Here is a 20,367-nt window from a genome sequence, read left to right as displayed (position 1 = left end):
TACAGTTTTTCAAGGCTCTTCAAACACTCCCCTTTTTTCACTCATGAAAAGCAAACTAAAAAACTGTTAAAAAATAATAGAAATAATATGATAGCTTTTAGAAAAAAGTGCAAGCCACCCACGAGGCTACTTATAGCGATATGTAATACGCCCTTTTGTCAAATCATAAGGTGTCATTTCCACCATGATTTTATCACCGGCCAACACCCGTATACGATTTTTCCGCATTCTACCAGCGGTATGGGCAATAATTTCATGATCATTTTCCAGTTTCACACGAAACATCGCGTTAGGTAAGAGTTCAGTAACGATACCAGAAAATTCTAAAACTTCTTCTTTTGACATAAACAAACATTTCCTTTACAGTGCACATATTTTGTTAAGCTGCGCGTTATTTCCAGCGTTCATACCCTATTTTCTTAAGTTTGTGAATAAAAATTCCACAAAAAGGGAAAGGTTTTTCAAGTTTACTCTTCCATGCTCTCAAAAAACGTCATCCCACACCTTAAGAATCAAAACTTTTTTTCCACCAATTTTACCCGCTAATTTCCTTCAATTTTTATGATGATTTTGGTTTCAGTGTGACAAGAAATTACGCTAATTTTTTCCCCTAAAGCATTTTCCCAACACCTCTGACTAATCCCTCCACAACTTACGAACAATCATCCTCTCTCCAACTTTTCCTCACCTTCCACACCTTAAACATGTGCCCTTCAGATAAACACCACTCCCCCCACGCCAGAAGCCCTTCCTTTTCTCAAAAACCTTCTCCATTCTTCACACACCATTCACAACATGCTTCACTGCCCCACACTTCATACTCTACGCATTTCCCATACAGCCTTCCCCATTTTCTCTCTCTTCACACGCTTCCTCTAAGCCACTCCTTCCATTTATGTTGTTCTTCCTACCTTCGAAAACACGATCCCTATACATTGCGTATCATTAACCACAACGCCTCTAACGACATAAAGCCTTTTCCTTTTTTGCACATTTCCGTTTTTACGCTTTTACATATTTACAGAATAAAGCCAAATGAAACTTCCACACCGCACCACTCTATAAACAATAGTATTACCCCAGCTTCTTGCCTAGCCAATCTCCCCAAGCACACTTCAGATCACCCACCCACGGACTTCAGATTCCCCTCAAATGACACCACTTCATCAAGTACCATAAAAACAAAGCGCTATCTCCTCACACCATCCTTTACGCATCCCTTCGCACCACCGCCTCTTCCCCCTCTAGTCTGTTCATTCCTATTCCGCCCCCACACTCTCTTCTCCCTTCAATCTCCCGGCAGGCTTCATCCCAGCTTACCACTCCATTCACAAAAACTCTTTCCCCCATTTATCTCACCACATTCCATGCCATGCCAAAAGCATACACAATGCACAAATCCTCTACTCCTTTTTCACGAATATACGTTTTTAAGCTCCCCTTCTAATCATGATTTCGGAGCCGCGTGAGAGGGACAAAACAAGCCGTTAAGTTCTGGGGGTCAAGGACGCCGTTAGGCGCCATGTAATGGTCTCCTTGACCTTAAGAACCTAGGATTGTTAGTCCCCTCATTAAACGCGGGTCTGATCTCATGATTTTGGTGAGCGTTCCGGAGAGTTTGAGAGGCGGAAAGCCTCTCATTAAAAAATAAAGTTTATAAATAAAAACTATTTTCATTTGCCAATCTTCTGAAATTACTTTATCACTTAAAAGATATTTTGATCGTCTACGCAGCGATCAAGAGGGATTCAAAAACCCTAAGCTCTAGCGTAAAATGAGCCCACTCTTGTGAGTGTCCCGGAATTCCGAGAGTTTTTGCCATGTCCAGGTGCGTTTCCGCACTAAAAGCAAAAAAACTGACTAGAGCTCAGTATTTTGACTCTCGGAATACCAATGCGAGGGCGCTCGCAACCGGAGGGGGGCTTGAAGTGCAAACTAAAAATCCAAATTTTATCGACATTCTGATTAAGCAAAAGACGCGATTTATAATCCATATTTCGCACTTTTTTAAAAAGTACCCAATCTTATAGTCTTTGAGATTATTTTGATTTCTCTTGCCAATTTTCTGAAATTGCCTTATAAATGAATACTGTAATTTTGGTCGTCTACGCAACGATCAATAGGGGATCAAAAACCCGAAACCTAAAACATGAATTTATCCCACTTTTGTGGGTATCCCGGAATTCCGGGAGTTTTTGCTATGTCCAGGTGCGATGAGCACTAAAAGCAAAAAGCTGATTTAGGTTCAGTATTTTTGACTCCCGGAATACCAATGCGAGGGCGCTCGCAACCGGAGGGGAGCTTGAAGTGCAAACCAAAAATCCAAATTTTATCGACATTCTGATAGGCAAAAGAATTCGTCAAAGAAGAATTGCCATGGGACTTTCCCAAAAAGAATTAGGAAACTATTTAGGTGTCAGTTTCCAACAAATCCAAAAATATGAAAAAGGCTTTAATCGTGTAAGCGCAGGGTGTTTACTCAAAATCGCCCAAAAACTGGAAGTTCCCATAAGCTTTTTTTATGCAGACATTGCCACAAAAGAAAATCTTCCCACAAAAGACACTCTCTTACACCACAATCAAGAAACATACAGCGAAAAAGAACACACTCTTTTGAAAAATTTTAGAGAGCTCCAGCCGAAAAAACAAAAAGCAATCTTGTGGCTGATTTCTGATTAAGCAAAAGAGTAACAATTAATATTATTCCATTCATATACCCCCTTAAGTCAAATTCAAACCAGCACTCCATACCCCTCCAAATCACGCCATTTTATGGGATATTGATTTTTCTTGCCAATCTCCTGAAATTACTTTATGAATTGGCCTGTGTTTTTTGGTCGTCTACGCAGCGGTCAATAAGGAGTTGGATTCCTTAAAACTTAACACATAAACAATTATGGCTATCCCGGAAATTCCGGGGGCTTTTGTTATGTCCAAGTGCTTTAAGCACTAAAAACAAGAGACTGTTTAAGTTCAGTGAATCCAACCTCCCGGAATACCAATGCGAGGGCGCTCGCAACCGGAGGGGGGCTTGAAGTGCAAACCAAAAATCCAAATTTTATCGACATTCTGATAGGCAAAAGCGCAATTTATAATCCATATTTCGCACTTTTTTAAAAAGTATCCAATCTTATAGTCTTTGAGATTATTTTGATTTTTCTTGCCAATCTTCTGAAATTACTTTATCACTTAAAGTGTAATTTTGATCGTCCACGCAACGATCAACAGGGAACTAAAAGCCCTAAACCCTAGCGTACAATTGAACCCACTCTTGTGGGTATCCCGGAATTCCGGGAGTTTTTGCTATGTCCAGGTGCGATGAGCACTAAAAGCAAAAAAGCTGACTAGGGTTCAGTACTTTTAGACTCCCGGAATACCAATGCGAGGGCGCTCGCAACCGGAGGGGGGGGGGCTTGAAGTGCCAACTAAAAATCCAAATTTTATCGACATTTTGATAGGTAAAAGAATCCGCCACAGACGCATTTCAATGAGCCTTTCGCAAAAAGAATTAGGAAGCTATTTAGGTGTCAGTTTCCAACAAATCCAAAAATATGAAAAAGGCTTAAATCGTGTAAGCGCAGGGTGTTTACTCAAAATCGCCCAAAAACTGGATGTTCCCATAAGCTTTTTTTATGCAGATATTGCCACAAAAGAAAATCTTTCAACACATACCGCACACTATGATCAAGAAACATACAGCGAAAAAGAACATTCCCTTTTGAAAAATTTTAGAGAGCTCCAGCCGAAAAAACAAAAAGCAATCTTATGGTTGATTTCTGATTAAGCAAAAGAGCACACAAAGCATAAATCCTCCGCATCATTTTACGGATATACGTTTTTATTTTACGGATCAACGGTTTGATGCTTCTCCACATTTACAGAAAGCAGCCAAATGAAACTTTCAAATTCCCCCCGCACCACTTTGTAAACATAGGTTTGTCAACAATACAGCTTCTTACTCTAGCCAATTCCCCTGCTGATTTCAGATCACGACACCACAAAGGATAATGTTGCATCAAACGCGACAGATACCTCCTATTTTAAAATATTCTTGCCCCTTCACCACCCTAAAGTAAGATCACGCAAAGCACCGGTCAATCCCACTTCAAAAACAACTTTCCCCACACCCTCTCTCCTCAACACCCCCACCTCTTCATCCCAACTCCCCCCTCCCTTCATAAACTCTTCACCCCCAACCCCCTCTCTCCTCAACACCCCCGCCTCTTCATCCCCCCCAATCTTCTCTCCACATTCCATGCCATGATAAAATCATACACCACGCATAAAGTCCCAGCTTCCTTTTTTGCACATTTCCGTTTTTACGCTTTTACGTATTTACAGAAAGCAGAAAATCTGCAAAAAATGCATTACACAATAACGTTTTCAACAACTGTCATTAAAATCTCGCCTCCCTTTTCATCTAAATCCCCCTATTTTCACTTAAATCATAGATATAAACCGCCCTATTATTTGTATTAACCAGCATAAAATTTTTCGAAAAATTCTAGCGATCAAAAGGGTGCATAAGAAGCATTTTACGACTTTTAAAAGAATTTTTATTTACACCCAGTGCTTTTTTGTAACGTAGAAGAGCACATTTAATTAATTGACTATAAGAAAGTTTGAAATGAGAGAAGCTTTTCGTTTTTCTTGTTCAACATCCACAACGATAACTCCTTCTTATAAATCAATTTTTTTCGTAATACAAAACGCACCAAAAGGAATAGACTTGTGTTGCATATTCACGCGCTTGTTTTAAAGAAAGATCTCTCAACGCTCATCACACCCATTTTGCAAAACGCCGCCCGTAAAGGAATGGTTAAAGCCCCCATGAAGTGTATAAAATCCATTCAGCCCTCCCCTATCTTTACGCGTATGGAAAAACACGTTTACGCTTATGGAAGAACAAGGCCGGCATCATCACAAAACTCTGCCAGCTCCCAATGTTGCAGACAGCCTTCGGTTCAAGAGATAATTCATTAAAGGCATGCCTTTCTTGTACAGTTTTGACCCACATGCACGCCCCACCACTTATGATGTATAAGCCAAGTAATTTTAATTGATTTAATATGAGAGAACTGGTGATGAGAAATTTTATTATATTCAGCAACGCGCTTCACGTTAAAAAATGGTTATTTATTATTATAAATCAATATATTAATAAAGAAGAGAGTCATCATCAAGACGCTTACCTTTTTCTAAAAAAAGGCTTCACACTGAAAGAAAACATCTAAAACTTAGATAAAAAAAAAGGTTTGCCTCTAATAAACAAACCTCTGCAGAAAATTATTCACATAACTTTCAAAATTTTAAATTAATCCCTCTAGAAGCAATAAAAACGCTTTAGAAGCACCAAAATGAATACAAAGATCAATTTAACACAATGTTAAGAAAAATCAAGAACAAAAAATTTTTATCGTTAATGCACCTTTAAAAAACGAGGCTTCTTAACCCACGCGGCTCAAAAGTCCGGGGCTTCTCTACAAACGCCTCCAAGCCAATCAATCCCTTCATTTCTCTCAAAAGACAGCATAAAAGGTTCACAGTACAAGTCTTCGCTAAAAAAATATCAATCGCCAGCGCTCATAAAAGCCAGCGTTGGTATAAAAGATCAGATTATCGAACAATCTTGCTAAAATGTCTTCCCAATAAATAAAAAAGAAGCGGATTCTTAAATATTTCCGCCTCTTTAACAATAAAAATTATGATGAGGGATTATTAAAAAATTTCAAGACTGTGAAGGGAACCAATTTGATAACAATTCATACCTTACAGGATCATCGGCACACTGTCCACCACCACATTCCAGTATGGTAGAAATCAAATTTGCCGCAATCAAAAACACAAATAAGAAACTTGCCGCTTTACTCAAGACTGGAAAAGGAGAAAATTCTTTGAACTTGTGTGCCAATTCGCCTAAAATCATGACAAATGAGACAGCAAAGATACAAAGGACAGAAATAATGAAAGCCCAAGTATAAAAATGCAATCCAAAGAACGTTGAACCATATCCTAAATCATCGGGTGTGATATGCAAAAACACTTGCCGTGCTGCCACAGCACTGGTTACCATACAACCAAGAATAACCATACCATAATGGGTATTTTTCACCTTATGGTGAATATTGAGCAAGAACCCACAACCTGCCAGCATCAATCCAACGCGCTGCAGCAAACAAAGGGGACAAGGTAACTCAAACTTTACCAATTGATAATAAAAAGCCACCACCAAGACAATAGATAACCCAAAGAGTCCTAGCGTATTCATAAAGATGACGAAGTGAGGATTTTTTTGTTCAACATGTTCCATGGCTATTCTCTCAAAAAGATAAATTTAAAGTAGAAGTTGCGTGATGATTGAAAGTGAGAAGAATGACAACGAATAAAATTGCCCACAAAGCATAACTTATATTTTTTTTACCACACATAGTCGTTACTGCAGTACCTAAAGCGATTAAAAATGGAAGAAACATAGCTTTTAAATCTCCTTTACATCCGTTGTTTAACTCTTATTTATTTCAGCGTTCACCATATTACAAAATTGGGCAAAAAAGAGACCATGGATTTATTATTCACAATTCGTCACTCGCGATTGATATTGCCATTATATTTAAGTGAAAAAACGATATAATCGCTCAGAAGCACATCTCAACAAAAGCGTTAAAAGCACAAAAGCGTTGATTATTCGCTTCCCCTTATATCAGCCATTGTTAAAGATATATCGACAATTATAAAGATTATATCCCCTATAAAGATTATATCCCCCACTCACAAAAGAATCACTTGAACAACAAAATAAATAGGCTTTGAAATCGAGAGATATACATCTCTTTTTTTCTCAAAAGAATATCCTCATTTTGCAACACATTTTTGACATAAAAATCTCTTTTTCTCATAAGCAATGTTTCAAATTGCAACAGATTTTATATCATATGGTGATCTTGTTTATTTTAGCAAATAAAAAATAAGACATTTTTAAAAAAAAACTTATAATCAATGGCTTTTCCCCAATACACTTTTCCCTCTTATCTTAAATAAAAGACAATACCGCAAGCTCAACAGCCTCATGGGTCCCACGCCACCCCGTGACATTACCCTCCCCGCTCACAAGAAGTGCTTCATGCCTTCAATACTTTAGTTTTTCATCTCTCGAGATCCCCTTTAAATTTTTAGCTTTCCGCCTTATTTGAAAAATAACTGTTTCTCTGTCATCAATTGGCTTTGCAAAAAGAATATAAAACTTTAAAAAAAATAATGATAAAGAATCGCATTGAACCTTTGAAAAGGATAGAGAATGATGAAAAAATCATGTGATGTGGCGATTTTAATGGGGAGCCAATCGGATTGGCAAACGATGTGCCATAGTGCAGATATTTTGACGAATCTTGGTATTTCTCATAGTTCGCATATTGTCTCAGCACACCGAACTCCTGAACGCCTTTATCAATTTGCCAAAGAAGCAAAAGAAGCAGGGTTTAAAGTTTTAATTGCCGGTGCGGGGGGTGCAGCGCATCTTCCAGGTATGTTAGCAGCCCTTACTCCTCTTCCTGTTTTTGGCGTTCCAGTGCATTCTCACTCTCTTTCTGGTCAAGATTCTTTGCTTTCAATCGTGCAAATGCCAGCAGGGATACCCGTCGGCACATTAGCAATTGGCAAAGCAGGCGCAATTAATGCAGCCCTTTTAGCCGCAGCCGTTATGGCCGTTTATGACCATGATCTCGCCCAACGATTAGAAGATTGGCGTCAACAACAAACAGCCAATGTCGCCCAAACGCCTGTAACGGAGGTTTAAAATGGCACCGTTTTCCACCCCCCCCTCAGCCAACACCACTCCCTCCAACACCACCTCATCCAACACCACCTCGTCCAACACCACCTCAGCCAACACCACCTCGTCCAACACCACCTCAGCCAACACCACCTCATCCAACACCACTCCCTTCACCATGTTACCTCCAGGCAGCGTCATTGGTTTAATCGGGGGGGGACAATTAGCACGGATGCTCGCCATAGCGGCCGCAGAATTAGGATTTCGAACCGTTATTTTTTGCCCTGAAGCCGATTGCCCAGCCGCTCAAACAGCAAACAACCATATTGTTTCCGCCTATGACGATATATCAGCTTTAGATCATTTTATTTCTCAGTGTGATGTTGTCAGCTATGAATTTGAAAATCTTTCGCTTCAAACGGTTCAATATGTAGAAAAGAGTAAGCCTGTTTATCCTTCTTCCAAAGCATTAAAGATCACGCAAGATCGACTTTTTGAGAAGCAATTTTTGCGTGATCAAGGGATTGGCACCGCGTTATGGCACGCTGTTGACAATTCTTCTTCTCTTCTTTCCGCTCTTGATACCTTAGGCGGACGTGGTCTTTTAAAGACGCGTCGTTTTGGTTATGACGGAAAAAACCAGATCAAGCTTGATCACCCAGATGAACAAACCCTTGACGAAGCCTTAAGGACTTTTCAGGAACAGCCTTGTATTTTGGAAGAAATAGTTCCTTTTTTATCGGAAATTTCGGTTCTTTCGGCACGTACAAAACAAGGAGAACATATTTTTTATGACTGCCCTGAAAATCAACACAAAAATGGTATTCTTCATAAATCCTTTGTTCCATCACATATTCCACCTGAGGTGCAAAAAGCAGCTCAAGAAATCAGCTTAACAGTTATGGATGCCCTCAATTATGTTGGTGTTCTTTGCATTGAATTTTTTGTCTTAACGAATGGTCATCTTTTAGTGAATGAATTAGCACCGCGTGTCCATAATTCTGGTCATTGGACACAAAAGGCATGCATAACTTCACAATTTGAACAGCATATCCGTGCTATTTGCGGACTTCCCTTAGGCAGTCCCTATCGCCATAGCGATTGCCAAATGACCAATCTTCTTGGTAACAATTTTAGCACGTTAAAATATTTTCTGAAGCAAGAGCGCACCTCGATCCATTTATATGGCAAAAGCACTGTTCACCCCAACCGCAAAATGGGGCATATCATCCAATTACTGGGACCAGCCAACAAATCTTAAGCCCACATATATACAAATACTTTTTCACACTTTTCCCCTAAATGAACTGAAAAAACAACCTCTCCCCCCACACCGATATCCATCGGCTTCAAAAGCGCCCCCCCCTAACCTTTTAATTCTCCCCTGAAAGGGCGTGAAGCCCTCCTACAAGCTCCTTCTCTCTTAAAAACATCACCTCTTCCCCCTCCAAACCGCTTCATCCTACACGAACATCTCATCCGCCCTCAAAAACAAAGCTTCACTCCACACCAATATCCAAGCAGCACAACAAGCGCTCCCAACCCTTCAACTCCACCCCCTAGCTCTTCTCCCCTTCCTTTTCTCAAAAATATCCCCCGGCTAAAAATAATCCACCAGCCCCCAACTTCACTACCCCTCCACCTCCCACAGCATAAATATTCCCCTATAACATACGCAGCCCCTTCATTTTTCTTTTAATGCCAATCTTTAGGCCTTTAATTGCAACCTTTAGAGGATAAACTTACCTCTTGCGGCCTATAGAGAGCATTCTAACAATGCGTTCTCATTGCCTCTAGTCTCCCTTCTTGTGTTCATTCTTTCACAAAAGTGCCAAGCGCCGCTCCGCACCACGCCTTGAGTTTCATGTCAAAGATATAATTACAGTACTAAGCTTATCCATCATAGAAATATCCTCTCTCCCCTCATAAGGCGATATTACCTGTGTCGTATTTTCTAGAGCTTGCAGCGTCTCTCCTTATTTCATTTCGCAATAAAGCTTAAAATAACAGATGTACATACACTACACACCGAAAGAAAACCGTAAATTTAGCTTACACTCTAAAACAACAACCGTTTAAAATATCACTCACTTTAATATCTGTAATATTTGTCACCTTCGTTATGTCTATCGCCTTCGTTCTTTCCCCTATAAAATTACGTTATTCAAATTTGAGCGCCTAACCGCGCTCAAGGACGAAGATTTCTGTGCCGATCTGTCAACAATCAAGCTTTTCTTAAGTAAACTCAACCGGCTAAACACTTCAATATTAAATGCCTCTTCGCCTATAGTTTAGTGATAAAATATAATTGTACTCACAAAACGAATCTTTTATACAGCGGCACGAAAAATTGTACATGCCTCATAATAATAAAGGGAAGATGCGCTACAGACGTAGCAAGTCATTCGTATTATAATTATAACAAGTACAGAAATCTTTTTTCATTTCATAAAAATAGTCTGAGAAACTGAGTTATTCGCTTTATCAAAAGACAAAACCTTCAAGAAACAAAAGAATATCAACATGACAAAACCAAACCTATCAAATGCATCACCAAAAGAACAAAATGATACATCTTCTCAATGGGACTTAGTCCTCGATATCCAAAAAGAAGTTAAGGAAACATTAAAGGCTGGTGTTGTTTCACTGAGAGAATTTATATTCATAATCTTTATAAGCGTCTGTTTATACATTTTCCTCTCAGATATTAGGCAGTACGGATAAACCTCAGATGAATGTAGCAACTGCAATCGGGCTGTTATGCGCATTAATTCTGTACGGTTCGATACCAATCTCTTTGGTGCTACGGATCATAGTAAAGAAGAAACTGAAAAAAGTAATGAAACAACTAGACGAAGCGGTTGCTAATCAAAATATAATAAGGAGAGAAAAATGATTGAAGCTATAATATTAGGGCGCATTCTAGGGATCATTGTCGGTTGTGCAATAATAACATTATCCGTTTGGCTTGTTTATTCTACCATTAAATATCGAAAACTGTACCGTAAAGCGCTTACAGGACTAAACTTAGCAATTCAAAAATGTAATAAAGAAATTAATAAATAAAAAAAGTCGTGAAAAACGTGGTATTAAAATACCATAATCCTTATTTTCATATTTCTAGACGTATTTAATGTGATTACCAGTTATTGATGACCCATATTGAGGGTATAAGATTTTTCATAAGGGGACGTTTGAAACTATAGGCATGATATTATGTGCGTACAGCCAATACAAGAAACAATTCCAACGGCTCCCCCTCTTCCCCCACTTCAAGCATTTCAGCCGGCGCACGCACCTGACAGGGCTTCACGAGCCCCCACAAACAAGCATCTTGCGTTTTAAGAAGTCCCCCTTTGCCCTTAACGACAAAAACCCACACCACTTCAACAATCCAACGGCGTCCCCTCTTCCCCCCACTTCAAGCATTTCAGCCGGCGCACGCACCTGACAGGGCTTCACGAGCCCGCAACAAACAAGCCTCTTGCGTTTTAAGAAGTCCCCCTTTGCCCTTAACGACAAAAACCACACCACTTCAACAATCCAACGGCTCAACAGCGCTCCTGTTCTTGCAACACTCCCTAACAGAGCTTATTTGTTTAAAGCTGACAAGGCTTTTACTTTTTTCCACTCTTTGTGCTTTTTTGTGTCCTTTTTTTACGAGAAAATTTTTACCTTCAAGGCCAACCCTTAACACACCCTAAGGAATTTGTAAGGGATATACCCTTGACAAGAATAAGACTTCTTGTTAAATCTCTCCTACTTTTTTGCAATTTTCACTTATCGTTGTGCTAATGAAGTGGTTAATGCGTACCTTAAGAGTGCGCTTTTCTTTTTGTGATCACAGTGAAAAAGTGTATCGTGTGATGTTATCATGCAAGTACGATATCGCAATGCAATGCTCATAGAGTAAGCAGTCTATTGGGGTTGTAATATTGTATTTTCGTGTTTTAATATTGTATTATAGTATTGTGTTACGTAAACTATTTAAACGGTGAATATGATGAAAATTAAAAATTCGCTTAAAGCACTAAAAGAGCGCCACCGTAACAATCGTTTGGTGCGTCGTAAGGGTCGTGTTTATATTCTTAATAAAACGAACCCACGTTTTAGAGCACGTCAGGGCTAATTCTTTTAGGACTAATTTCTTTAGGATCAATGTTTTTATGCCTACTTTAATTGTAGGCTTAAAAAAATTTTCTTGCGTTTTTTTGGTTATAAGTCCGTTGATTACAAGTCTAGTATTTGATAATATTTGGTGATTTATCTTTTGGGGGCTTGTTTTTATGGATTCTTCTATTTTTTTAAAAGCCTTTCGATTTTTTCAGCTGCGTTTTTTCTGTATTTTTCAGCGCGCGTTTTTTCTTTTTTTTGTTGGCGTTTTTTGTTTTGTTCCCTCGAGCTATGGGCAAAATCCTCCTTCTCTTCCTGAAGATCGGCCTTCTCCACAATCGCTTTTACCGTTAGATGATCTTATTCCCAATTCTCCTCCCCCTTCCTCAACGCCCTCCGATTCTGATTCCTCGGCGGTTATTCTTGAAGATCTTGACAAAGAGCAGCTTTCCCATGTTGACAGAGTTAAGCAGCGCAAAGAAGCAGAAATTTCACGTTTACTCAAAGAATTGAAATATTGTGCTGATGTTGCTAAAGCGAAAAAGATCAGTCAACAACTTCAACATTTATGGTCCCAATCGGGGAGTGAGACGATTGATCTTTTAATGTCATGGGCTGAAAATGCACTCAACAGCGACGATTATGGACTTGCGCTTGATTATATTGACAATGCTCTTGCACTTTTACCTACTCATGCTGAAGCTTGGATAAGGCGTGCTTGGATTCACATTCAGCTGAACGATTTCAAACTTGCCCTGCTTGATCTCAACCATGCTCTTGAACTTGAGCCGCGCAATTATAGTGCTTTTTTTGAACTTGGCGTTGTCATGGAAGCAACGGAGCGTCCAAAACTTGCTCTTAAAGCTTATGAAACAGCATTGGATTACTATCCACAAATGCGCAGGATTCAAAAGCGCGTGCAAGCTCTATTAGACGAACAATCACCCCAAGCTCTTTAAAACCATTCAAGAATAAGACACTTTACGACATCCTTTCAAATCTAGATAAGACGCAAGCCCGCTACACATTCCACTCAATAAACTGCCCCTGCTTATAACCACCCCCCCCAATTGACAGTGTCTTTTTTTGAAACTTAGCCATTACCATGGAAGCAACAGAGCGTCCAAAACTTGGCTCTTAAGATTGATGAAACAGCATTGGATTACACTCCACAAATGCGCAGAATTCAAAAGCGCGTGCAAGCTCTGTTAGACGAACAATCACCCCAAGCTCTTTAAAACCATTCAAGAACAAGACACTTTACGGCATCCTTTCAAACCTAGATAAGACGGCAAAAACCTGTTTCACATTCCACTCAATAAACTGCCCCTGCTTATAACCACACCATCACCCCCCCCCACACAATTGACAGTGCCTTTTTTTGAATTTGGACCTTTTTTGTATTGAAGGCATCTTCCAAACACTGCCAATATGCCCCTTACAGAATTTCTTCTCATAGCAAGCATACGGGCTTCACGCCTAAGTCCTCTTCAGCCGTTTCTTCTTTTCACACCTTCCATCATGGATAAAAAAAATTGTAAACACGATCCTCAAAAAATACTTTTTGAAAAAAGCTTAAAACATCGCTTAGCGCCTCTAATAAACTATCACCGTCTGTTTTTTATTTATGAGCTTCAACCATATAGCAGCACATACCGTATCGGCTCTCCTCCACCCCTCAAAGTTGATAAAACAGCCCTGAAATATGGCTTCACAAAGCAAAAACTTCAAAGGTGCAACACCAATTCAACCAACATCCTTGAATAAGAAATATTCCTTTCAAAACTCCTCCAAGCATTACCCCCGAAACATAAAAATCAAGCACTGTCCCAAAAGAGCTAATCAAGCCATTGCCAATAAACCGTTCTACGTCACTCAATCACCCACCCCCACTCATATTTTTTACTTTGAATAAGCCATCCATCATACAGCCATTTCGAGCAACCACCGACAATATCATCAATCTCTCCTGAAATACTTTATGAAAAAGAAGAGAGCGAAGTTATTTTATCTCTAGCAGAAGCTCTGAAATTGTTTTATATTAAGGAGGGTGTTCTGCGCTTCTCGACAGGAAATAACGTATTCCTGAGACCTTAATGATCTCCAAGGGAGCTGTCCCTGATCAAGCCCGTGGGCTTTTTCATATGGCGCCCACCTATTTGTATAGGTTCCTGGGATCAGCTTTTTCCATCGGCTGTTGTGGATCACCCTTTATTTATATAACTTTTTTACATCAAATTTTTCCAGCTAAAATTGAGAGCGTCCTTTTACATAAGACCAATGACGATACTCTCTTTTCAAGAAATAAAAATTACGATAGGCTTTATTTTATAAAACAGACAGCACTTACAAATAATCCCCTCTGTGAATCTGCTTCACCCCTTCGCACGCAAGCAACGCAAAAGCGGCTTGTTGCACCAAAATACCCCCTAAAGAGCACACACTTTTTTTCATGCTTTTTTTTCATGAGCACAGCTCTTGTCCATACAGAGATTTACAAAACGCCAACAATGGATAAAATACCAGCATCTTATAAAACAATTAACGAGACAATGACACAAAATCCCCTCTATGAATCTGCTTCATCCCTTCGCACACAGCAACGCAAAAGCGGTTTATCGCGTCGTGATGCTCTTTTAACAGAAGAGCGTGCACTCTTTTCGCAGCGTGCTTGTTGCCACTTTATTGAATACCTTGAAAAGAAGGGAACCGATTTTTCACGCCTCATTTTAGCAGGCTATTGGCCCATTAAATCGGAAATTGACCCGCGTCCTTTACTGAATGCTGTAGCGTTACGCGGTGGGCATTTAGCCTTACCAGCAGTTCTTGATTCCACCACCATGATTTTCCGTGCATTTTCGCCCAGCACAATTTTAGAGCCCATGCGTTTTGGCACCTTTGGTCCGAGTGCAGACAATGACGTTGTTGCCCCCAATAATATTATTGTTCCGCTTTCTGCATTTGATCGTCAATGTCACCGTCTTGGCTATGGAGGAGGATACTATGACCGTGCTGTTGCAGCTCTTGAAAAACAAGGGCATCAAATGATATTATGGGGCATAGGATTTTCATGTCAGGAGGTTTCCTCTATTCCTCCGACAGAATATGATCTACAGGTACAAGGAATTTTTACAGAAAAAGGTTTCTTAAAATGTTAAAATGTGATTAAAGCGCCTATGCGTTTTTTATTTTTAGGTGACATTGTTGGTAGCACAGGCTGTAAAGCTGTTTTTGAACACCTTCCTCAACTGATTGAGAAATGGCAGCTTGATTTTGTTGTGGTAAATGGTGAAAATGCCTCTGGTGGTTTTGGTCTCACACAAGAAACGTATCAAGATCTTTTGATGACCGGTGTTGATGTTGTCACCACAGGTAATCATGCTTTTTCTCACAAAGAAGCATTGCAGTATGCCCATGAGAGTGATCGTTTTTTACGCCCTGCCAATTTTTCGAAAGAAACTCCTGGAAAAGGTTCTGGTGTTTTTACGGCAAAAAATGGCGCCCGTGTTCTTGTCGCCAATCTGTTGGGCAACGTTTTTATGCCGTGTAAAGTAGAAGATCCATTTGAAACAGCGGAAAATATTCTGCTTGCCTGTTCGTTGATGGAGCAAGCCGATACGATTATTTTTGACTTTCACGCAGAAACGACAAGCGAGAAGCAATGTTTTGGCCATTTTCTTGATGGTCGTGTGAGTGTTATCGTTGGCACACATACGCATATTCCCACGGCTGACGCGCAGATCTTAGAAGGTGGGAGCGCCTATTTAACAGATGCAGGCATGTGTGGAGATTATAATTCATCTCTTGGAATGGATAAAGAAGAACCCTTACACCGTTTTCTTTATAAGACGAAGCAAGATCGTTTTGAACCGGCATGTGGTCCTGCCACCCTTTGTGGTTTAGCGGTTGAGATTTCAGATCGCACCGGTTTAGCAGAAAAGGTCTCGGCGGTACGGATTGGTCCTCATTTAAAGCCTGAAGTTCCGGATTTTTGGTAGCTTCTTTTAAGCCACCCCTTTGATAGTTTCTTTCCAAGATTTTCTTTTGAGAACTCTATTTGGCAAGACGACTTTTCCAGCCCTTCCCAAATCCCTACTAAAAACACCCCGCCCTCCAATTTGCCTAATACAGCAACTTTTCTAGCACAAATAAGTCACTCTTTTTAAAAGGATAAAAGATAAAGGATAAAATTTTTCGTGATTTTTAAAACGATGAGAAGGAGGTTTTATTTGGACATTTCTGCGGGGGGGGGGGGGAGGAGAAATGTTAACCCCCTTCTCTAGAAAAAGCTTTATATAATAATTTATTATTTAGCAAGAGCCTCTTTAATCTTTTTTTGATTCTAACGAAAATTTAATCTTAAAATTGCTTTCTGCTTTTTAGGTTTGAGCTCTCTAAAACTTTTCAAAAGAATGTGCTCTTCTTTACTTGCGATCCCTTCATCACAGCAATACAAGGCATTTTCTTTTGTTGAGAGATCGGAGTAGAAAAAAGAAATGGGAACATTGAGAATATCAGCAATTTCCTGTAAACGCCCCGCCCCCTATACGATTAGAGCCTTTTTCATATTTTTGGATTTGTTGAAAAGTCGCCCCTAACTGGCTACCTAATTTCTTTTGCGACATTCCCAGCATTGTTCTTTTAAAGCGAATTTTTCTGCCTATCGAAATATCGTTAAAGTGTGGATTTTTAGTTTGCACGTCAAGCTCCCCTACCGGTTGCGAGCGCCTCTTATGCGTATTCCGAGAGTCTGAAAGTACTGAGTTCAGTCAGCTTTTTTTGCTTTTAGTGCTCATCGCACCTGGACATGGCAAAAACTCCCGGAATCCTGGGATACCCACAAGAGTAGGCTAATCTTATGTACTGAACTTTAGGGGTTTTGAATCCCTCTTGGTCGTTGCGTATACGACCAAAGTTACCCTTTAAGGTATAAAGCAATTTCATGAAATTAGCAATAAAATTTAAAACAGTCTTTATTTGTATTTTTATAAGAGGCAGATAACCTCTCATTTTTGATTAAATTATGTATGAACGAAGTGAGCTCTATTTATTGAAATAAGTATAAGATCATAATCAGGAAATGCTAGACGTAGTAAAAACCGTTCATAGGCATCATGAGCAAACAAGCAAAGAAATATCATGATGATACCACCAATGACCATTGCTGTTTGGTGTTCATAGGGTGCAACTCTCGCTGTGTATCCCCAAAAAAGAAAAATAGGAATAAAGCCAAGCCACCAGCAAAGAAGTTTAAGAAGGCAAAAACTGGTTTACGAATGAATAATAAAATAAGGAAGATTGCGTAAAGCAACCTTTTAACTATCACAGCCAATATTCTACGTATTATGTTGAACACCCCACGCATTATAATTGATAAGATACTCTTTTTATGTCTTAATTTTTTTGGTGTTTGTATTCTTAGCAGAAAGATCGCTCATGATCTCCCCCATTTTCAAGCCACTATATTATAAAATATGTATTATAAAAATGATTTATCTCTAATTATATCATCCAAAAATACAACAATACTTTATTCATTTTAACTAAAAACAAGTGCTTTATTAAGAAGAAAAGCTATTTTCATTAGTAAGAGCTGTTAAATCCTTACGTCTAAAATAGATAGAGCGTCCACAACGAACAGGTGGTTGCCCTTGCATAAGAATAATCTGTTCGTCTTTTCGCATTTCTTGTGTTATTTCATGTGGATATATTAAAGGTCTATGCTGGGTGTTTATATTTTCTGTCCCTCTTGTATGGAATCCTCCTAGAGGTTTGCTTGAATCTTTCACTTCAATGGTCATTTGACCACATGCCTTAGATATATTTTCAGCAGTTTTAATATCTTTTATTGCGGCATAGCTTACAAAAGCACAATTTTCAAACCATGTCATAACGCCTGACGAACCGAAATAGTGTTCTATTTGATCTACAGACTTGTAAAAAAGCATGAGAGATATACCATATTTGCGTCCATGATCACGTGCTTCTTCTAAAATGTTCATATATCCTAAAAGATCAGCATTATCTAAAATAAAGAGCGCTCTTTTTGCATAATTACCATTAGCGGCTTCCATAGCTCTGAGAAAAGAGCCAACAAGGACACGCCCAACACCTGGATAAGATTTTAAAATTTTTGAGGGGATATTTAGAAAAATATCAATATTTCCCTTTGTTATATCGGTAGTTTTAAAATCATGACCACTGATAAGGTTTGCATAGTTAGAGAGTGAAAGCCATTGTATATCTTTTGCAGCAGTAGAATAGACATCTGAGAAAGTTTGTTCAGCCATATTTGTAAACACCCCAAGGGTTTCACGAATAAATTGGGATGGAGAATTTGATCGTATAGATTGCAATTTTCCAATCACGGATGGTTCTGGCATTGACATGATCGTATGAAGGGTTTTTAAGTTTTTTTCCTTTAATGTGTATTCATCAGAAAAGACAATATGCGCAAGTAGTCCTGTTAACAAATTATGTGCCTGTAATACAAAAAATTGATCAGTCGAAGTTGATTTGTCGTTTTCAGAAAGAAGGAGTCTAGCAACTTCAACCAACCCCGCTTCTCTTTCATAAAGGGGTAGATTTTCATCTAACAGCCAATCTAAAGGATTAAAAGTTTCCGTTGAAGAACCATGAGGATCAAGAACGTATACTTTTCTGTTTGACAGCTGCCTTGTTTTTTTTACCATTGGAGCGACTTCAGTTGAAGGGTCAAAAACGACCAGTGGACCGGAATATTTGAGACAAGTTGGAATAACATTACTGGTTGTTTTATAACTACCAGAACCAGCAAAAAATAACATATGGGTTGAATCAAAATTGAGTTTATATGTCAACAATGGCTGGCGACCACCTTTTCCCCATGTTGTTTTGTCTTTAGGATTAAAAGGGACATCTTTAACAATATCTTTGTCGACTCTATAGCGCTCTCCTATGACGACTTCGCCATCACGAGGAAAAATCTTTTCAAGGCGTTTCATACTCATCCATTGAACACCACCAAAGATCGTATTTTTTGAAATTTTCAAAGGTGAAGCTTTAGGTAATGATAGTTTTATCGTGTAACCAAGGATAATAACGCCAATAACAACACCCCATAAAACCATCCTATCAAAGAAAGGAAGAACATCCGCCCATGTCATATTATCTTGACCTACATAGGGACTAAGTCTGATATATTCATTTGCACTATAATAAGTTGCAAACAAACCAAAGATGATCATGGACGAAATAGTGATATTTTTTCTGATATGCCTTTTTTGTAATAAGATGAATGAAGAACATGAAAATGCAATAAGGATTAAAATATCCAGTGGCTTTGATCTTACAAACCAATAAGCATCAGGCGTCGTTCCATTTTCTGTAATGTTATTGATGGTTATATTGACCAAAAAAGCTACAATGATTGAAAAGATGAGTGGCAATGCTAAAAATATAATCTGTTTTTTGTCTAATTTATTGACCATTTTCCCCCCTGCATACCAGAAAAAGCTTCTCTTCCTATTTTTTCGAAATTTTTGAATTTTTATCAAGTTTTGAAACGTAAAGCAAACCATCTTAAGATGAAAGACTTATCTGCCTTTCTAAGACGGGCTTTTATAAAAAGCTCCCCTAAACTAATTTTTCAAGAATTTTTCCAAAGTTTCTTTGATGCTTCACGCGCTATTTAAATTTCTTACTTAACTCTTTTACGACACTGTATATGCTTCTTAACAGAAAAAAAAACCAATAACAATACGCATTAGTGTTCACTGAAAAAAAAGCGCGGTTTATCATGTTGTGCCGTAAAACCTTGTTGTTTAGAGCCGTGATATAAGGCATGTAAAACTTTCCATATTAAGTGTTTTTAGAGTGTGTAATAAATGGGCATGGCTTGCCCTGTAACGCCCTTTTTAAAGTGAACCACATGAATGGGTCAGGAGTAGGTCAAAACCCCGCCAACAGAAGCCGGACTGTTTACAGAGCAGCCCTTAAGTCAGGAATATGCATCCTTTAGAGCGTAGAGCGGGAGGAAATCAAACACAAAATTGCCTTCTGTTTTTGAGGTTTGAGCTCTCTAAAACTTTTCAAAAGAATGTGCTCTTCTTTACTTGCGATCCCTTCATCACAGCAATACAAGGCATTTTCTTTTGTTGAGAGATCGGAGTAGAAAAAAGAAATGGGAACATTGAGAATATCAGCAATTTCCTGTAAACGCCCCGCCCCCTATACGATTAGAGCCTTTTTCATATTTTTGGATTTGTTGAAAAGTCGCCCCTAACTGGCTACCTAATTTCTTTTGCGACATTCCCAGCATTGTTCTTTTAAAGCGAATTTTTCTGCCTATCGAAATATCGTTAAAGTGTGGATTTTTAGCTTTCACTTCAAGCTCCCCTGCCGGTTGCGAGCGCCTCTTATGCGTATTCCGGGAGTCAAAAACACTGAGTTCAGTCAGCTTTTTTGCTTTTAGTGCTAGAGAGCACCTGGACATAGCAAAAACTCCC

Annotated in this window: 17 protein-coding genes, 1 other RNA gene and 2 pseudogenes; 10 read left to right on the top strand and 10 right to left on the bottom strand. The window is 39.0% G+C overall.

All coding sequences use genetic code 11. The annotated features are described in order from the left end of the window. Positions 1-126: 126 nt before the first annotated feature. Together infA and ACFINW_RS05600 are read right to left on the bottom strand one after the other, a co-directional pair. Positions 127-345 carry a translation initiation factor IF-1 gene (gene infA / locus ACFINW_RS05605; RefSeq protein ID WP_004857577.1) on the bottom strand — a complete coding sequence of 73 codons (219 nt, stop codon included), beginning with the start codon at positions 343-345 and terminating at the stop codon, positions 127-129. Between the two features lie 864 nt (positions 346-1,209). Next, entirely contained in the window at positions 1,210-1,350 is a 141-nt protein-coding gene (locus tag ACFINW_RS05600) for a hypothetical protein (RefSeq protein ID WP_375673937.1), read from the bottom strand. A gap of 957 nt (positions 1,351-2,307) precedes the next feature. On the opposite strand from ACFINW_RS05600, the gene ACFINW_RS05595 reads away from it, so the two are divergent. Further along, positions 2,308-2,679 (top strand): helix-turn-helix domain-containing protein, encoded by a 372-nt coding sequence (locus ACFINW_RS05595; RefSeq protein ID WP_375636930.1) that lies wholly within the window; start codon positions 2,308-2,310, stop codon positions 2,677-2,679. Positions 2,680-3,418: 739 nt separating this feature from the next. Next, the gene (locus ACFINW_RS05590; protein ID WP_375673935.1) at positions 3,419-3,784 is read left to right on the top strand and encodes a helix-turn-helix domain-containing protein; all 366 of its coding nucleotides are present in this window, start codon (positions 3,419-3,421) and stop codon (positions 3,782-3,784) included. Positions 3,785-4,059: 275 nt separating this feature from the next. Here the strand turns inward: ACFINW_RS05590 and ACFINW_RS05585 are convergent, their stop codons facing one another. The 3 genes from ACFINW_RS05585 to ACFINW_RS05575 form a co-directional block, all read right to left on the bottom strand. Beyond that, a complete protein-coding gene (locus ACFINW_RS05585) occupies positions 4,060-4,257 on the bottom strand; it encodes a hypothetical protein (protein WP_375673933.1) in 198 nt (65 codons plus the stop codon). 1,471 nt (positions 4,258-5,728) lie between these two features. After that, positions 5,729-6,310: a disulfide bond formation protein B gene (locus tag ACFINW_RS05580; protein ID WP_375613594.1), complete on the bottom strand. Its 582-nt coding sequence runs from the start codon at positions 6,308-6,310 to the stop codon at positions 5,729-5,731. 10 nt (positions 6,311-6,320) lie between these two features. Beyond that, a complete protein-coding gene (locus ACFINW_RS05575) occupies positions 6,321-6,473 on the bottom strand; it encodes a DUF5993 family protein (RefSeq protein ID WP_273790835.1) in 153 nt (50 codons plus the stop codon). An 821-nt stretch (positions 6,474-7,294) separates the two neighbouring features. Here ACFINW_RS05575 and purE point away from each other — a divergent pair. From purE to ACFINW_RS05560, 3 genes are all read left to right on the top strand, one after another. Continuing rightward, positions 7,295-7,792 (top strand): 5-(carboxyamino)imidazole ribonucleotide mutase, encoded by a 498-nt coding sequence (gene purE / locus ACFINW_RS05570; protein WP_375610656.1) that lies wholly within the window; start codon positions 7,295-7,297, stop codon positions 7,790-7,792. A gap of 1 nt (position 7,793) precedes the next feature. Next, the gene (locus ACFINW_RS05565; protein ID WP_375673931.1) at positions 7,794-9,029 is read left to right on the top strand and encodes a 5-(carboxyamino)imidazole ribonucleotide synthase; all 1,236 of its coding nucleotides are present in this window, start codon (positions 7,794-7,796) and stop codon (positions 9,027-9,029) included. Positions 9,030-10,660: 1,631 nt separating this feature from the next. Next, on the top strand, positions 10,661-10,834 hold the full coding sequence (locus ACFINW_RS05560; protein WP_375621480.1) for a hypothetical protein: 174 nt from the start codon (positions 10,661-10,663) through the stop codon (positions 10,832-10,834). 148 nt (positions 10,835-10,982) lie between these two features. On the opposite strand, the gene ACFINW_RS05555 is transcribed toward ACFINW_RS05560, so the two are convergent. Continuing rightward, positions 10,983-11,153 (bottom strand): hypothetical protein, encoded by a 171-nt coding sequence (locus tag ACFINW_RS05555; RefSeq protein ID WP_375673929.1) that lies wholly within the window; start codon positions 11,151-11,153, stop codon positions 10,983-10,985. A 618-nt stretch (positions 11,154-11,771) separates the two neighbouring features. Between ACFINW_RS05555 and ykgO the strand changes: the two genes are divergently transcribed. Beyond that, positions 11,772-11,897: a type B 50S ribosomal protein L36 gene (ykgO, locus tag ACFINW_RS05550; RefSeq protein WP_004863016.1), complete on the top strand. Its 126-nt coding sequence runs from the start codon at positions 11,772-11,774 to the stop codon at positions 11,895-11,897. A 157-nt stretch (positions 11,898-12,054) separates the two neighbouring features. Then, positions 12,055-12,840, top strand: a complete 786-nt coding sequence (locus ACFINW_RS05545; protein ID WP_375673927.1) for a tetratricopeptide repeat protein — start codon at positions 12,055-12,057, stop codon at positions 12,838-12,840. 752 nt (positions 12,841-13,592) lie between these two features. Here the strand turns inward: ACFINW_RS05545 and ACFINW_RS05540 are convergent. Continuing rightward, complete coding sequence (locus ACFINW_RS05540; protein ID WP_375673925.1) at positions 13,593-13,760, bottom strand: hypothetical protein; 168 nt, start codon at positions 13,758-13,760, stop codon at positions 13,593-13,595. A gap of 170 nt (positions 13,761-13,930) precedes the next feature. Here ACFINW_RS05540 and ssrS point away from each other — a divergent pair. From ssrS to ACFINW_RS05525, 3 genes are all read left to right on the top strand, one after another. After that, positions 13,931-14,091: non-coding RNA, 6S RNA (ssrS, locus tag ACFINW_RS05535), on the top strand. 342 nt (positions 14,092-14,433) lie between these two features. After that, positions 14,434-15,039, top strand: coding sequence for a 5-formyltetrahydrofolate cyclo-ligase (locus ACFINW_RS05530; protein ID WP_375673958.1), 606 nt, complete (start codon positions 14,434-14,436; stop codon positions 15,037-15,039). Between the two features lie 18 nt (positions 15,040-15,057). Then, positions 15,058-15,879 carry a TIGR00282 family metallophosphoesterase gene (locus ACFINW_RS05525; protein WP_375630057.1) on the top strand — a complete coding sequence of 274 codons (822 nt, stop codon included), beginning with the start codon at positions 15,058-15,060 and terminating at the stop codon, positions 15,877-15,879. Between the two features lie 344 nt (positions 15,880-16,223). On the opposite strand, the pseudogene ACFINW_RS05520 reads toward ACFINW_RS05525, so the two are convergent. From ACFINW_RS05520 to ACFINW_RS05510, 3 genes and pseudogenes are all read right to left on the bottom strand, one after another. After that, positions 16,224-16,581 (bottom strand): annotated as a pseudogene (locus ACFINW_RS05520) (helix-turn-helix domain-containing protein). A gap of 861 nt (positions 16,582-17,442) precedes the next feature. Further along, complete coding sequence (traG, locus tag ACFINW_RS05515; protein ID WP_375673923.1) at positions 17,443-19,350, bottom strand: Ti-type conjugative transfer system protein TraG; 1,908 nt, start codon at positions 19,348-19,350, stop codon at positions 17,443-17,445. Between the two features lie 526 nt (positions 19,351-19,876). Further along, positions 19,877-20,354: pseudogene (locus ACFINW_RS05510) on the bottom strand (helix-turn-helix domain-containing protein). Between the last annotated feature and the right edge of the window lie 13 nt (positions 20,355-20,367).

It is taken from the genome of Bartonella sp. AA18HLJMS, from assembly GCF_042197245.1.
Classification (GTDB): domain Bacteria; phylum Pseudomonadota; class Alphaproteobacteria; order Rhizobiales; family Rhizobiaceae; genus Bartonella.
This window is presented reverse-complemented; position numbering and strand designations above follow the sequence as displayed.

Excerpts from the sequence above, each read along its gene's own strand:
- ACFINW_RS05575 (WP_273790835.1), bottom strand. The coding sequence starts at position 6,473 with ATGTTTCTTCCATTTTTAATCGCTTTAGGTACTGCAGTAACGACTATG.
- ACFINW_RS05545 (WP_375673927.1), top strand. The coding sequence starts at position 12,055 with ATGGATTCTTCTATTTTTTTAAAAGCCTTTCGATTTTTTCAGCTGCGT.
- ACFINW_RS05580 (WP_375613594.1), bottom strand. The coding sequence starts at position 6,310 with ATGGAACATGTTGAACAAAAAAATCCTCACTTCGTCATCTTTATGAAT.
- traG (WP_375673923.1), bottom strand. The coding sequence starts at position 19,350 with ATGGTCAATAAATTAGACAAAAAACAGATTATATTTTTAGCATTGCCA.
- purE (WP_375610656.1), top strand. The coding sequence starts at position 7,295 with ATGATGAAAAAATCATGTGATGTGGCGATTTTAATGGGGAGCCAATCG.
- ACFINW_RS05565 (WP_375673931.1), top strand. The coding sequence starts at position 7,794 with ATGGCACCGTTTTCCACCCCCCCCTCAGCCAACACCACTCCCTCCAAC.
- ACFINW_RS05560 (WP_375621480.1), top strand. The coding sequence starts at position 10,661 with ATGATTGAAGCTATAATATTAGGGCGCATTCTAGGGATCATTGTCGGT.
- infA (WP_004857577.1), bottom strand. The coding sequence starts at position 345 with ATGTCAAAAGAAGAAGTTTTAGAATTTTCTGGTATCGTTACTGAACTC.
- ACFINW_RS05530 (WP_375673958.1), top strand. The coding sequence starts at position 14,434 with ATGACACAAAATCCCCTCTATGAATCTGCTTCATCCCTTCGCACACAG.
- ACFINW_RS05600 (WP_375673937.1), bottom strand. The coding sequence starts at position 1,350 with ATGGGGGAAAGAGTTTTTGTGAATGGAGTGGTAAGCTGGGATGAAGCC.
- ACFINW_RS05585 (WP_375673933.1), bottom strand. The coding sequence starts at position 4,257 with ATGGAATGTGGAGAGAAGATTGGGGGGGATGAAGAGGCGGGGGTGTTG.
- ykgO (WP_004863016.1), top strand. The coding sequence starts at position 11,772 with ATGAAAATTAAAAATTCGCTTAAAGCACTAAAAGAGCGCCACCGTAAC.
- ACFINW_RS05525 (WP_375630057.1), top strand. The coding sequence starts at position 15,058 with ATGCGTTTTTTATTTTTAGGTGACATTGTTGGTAGCACAGGCTGTAAA.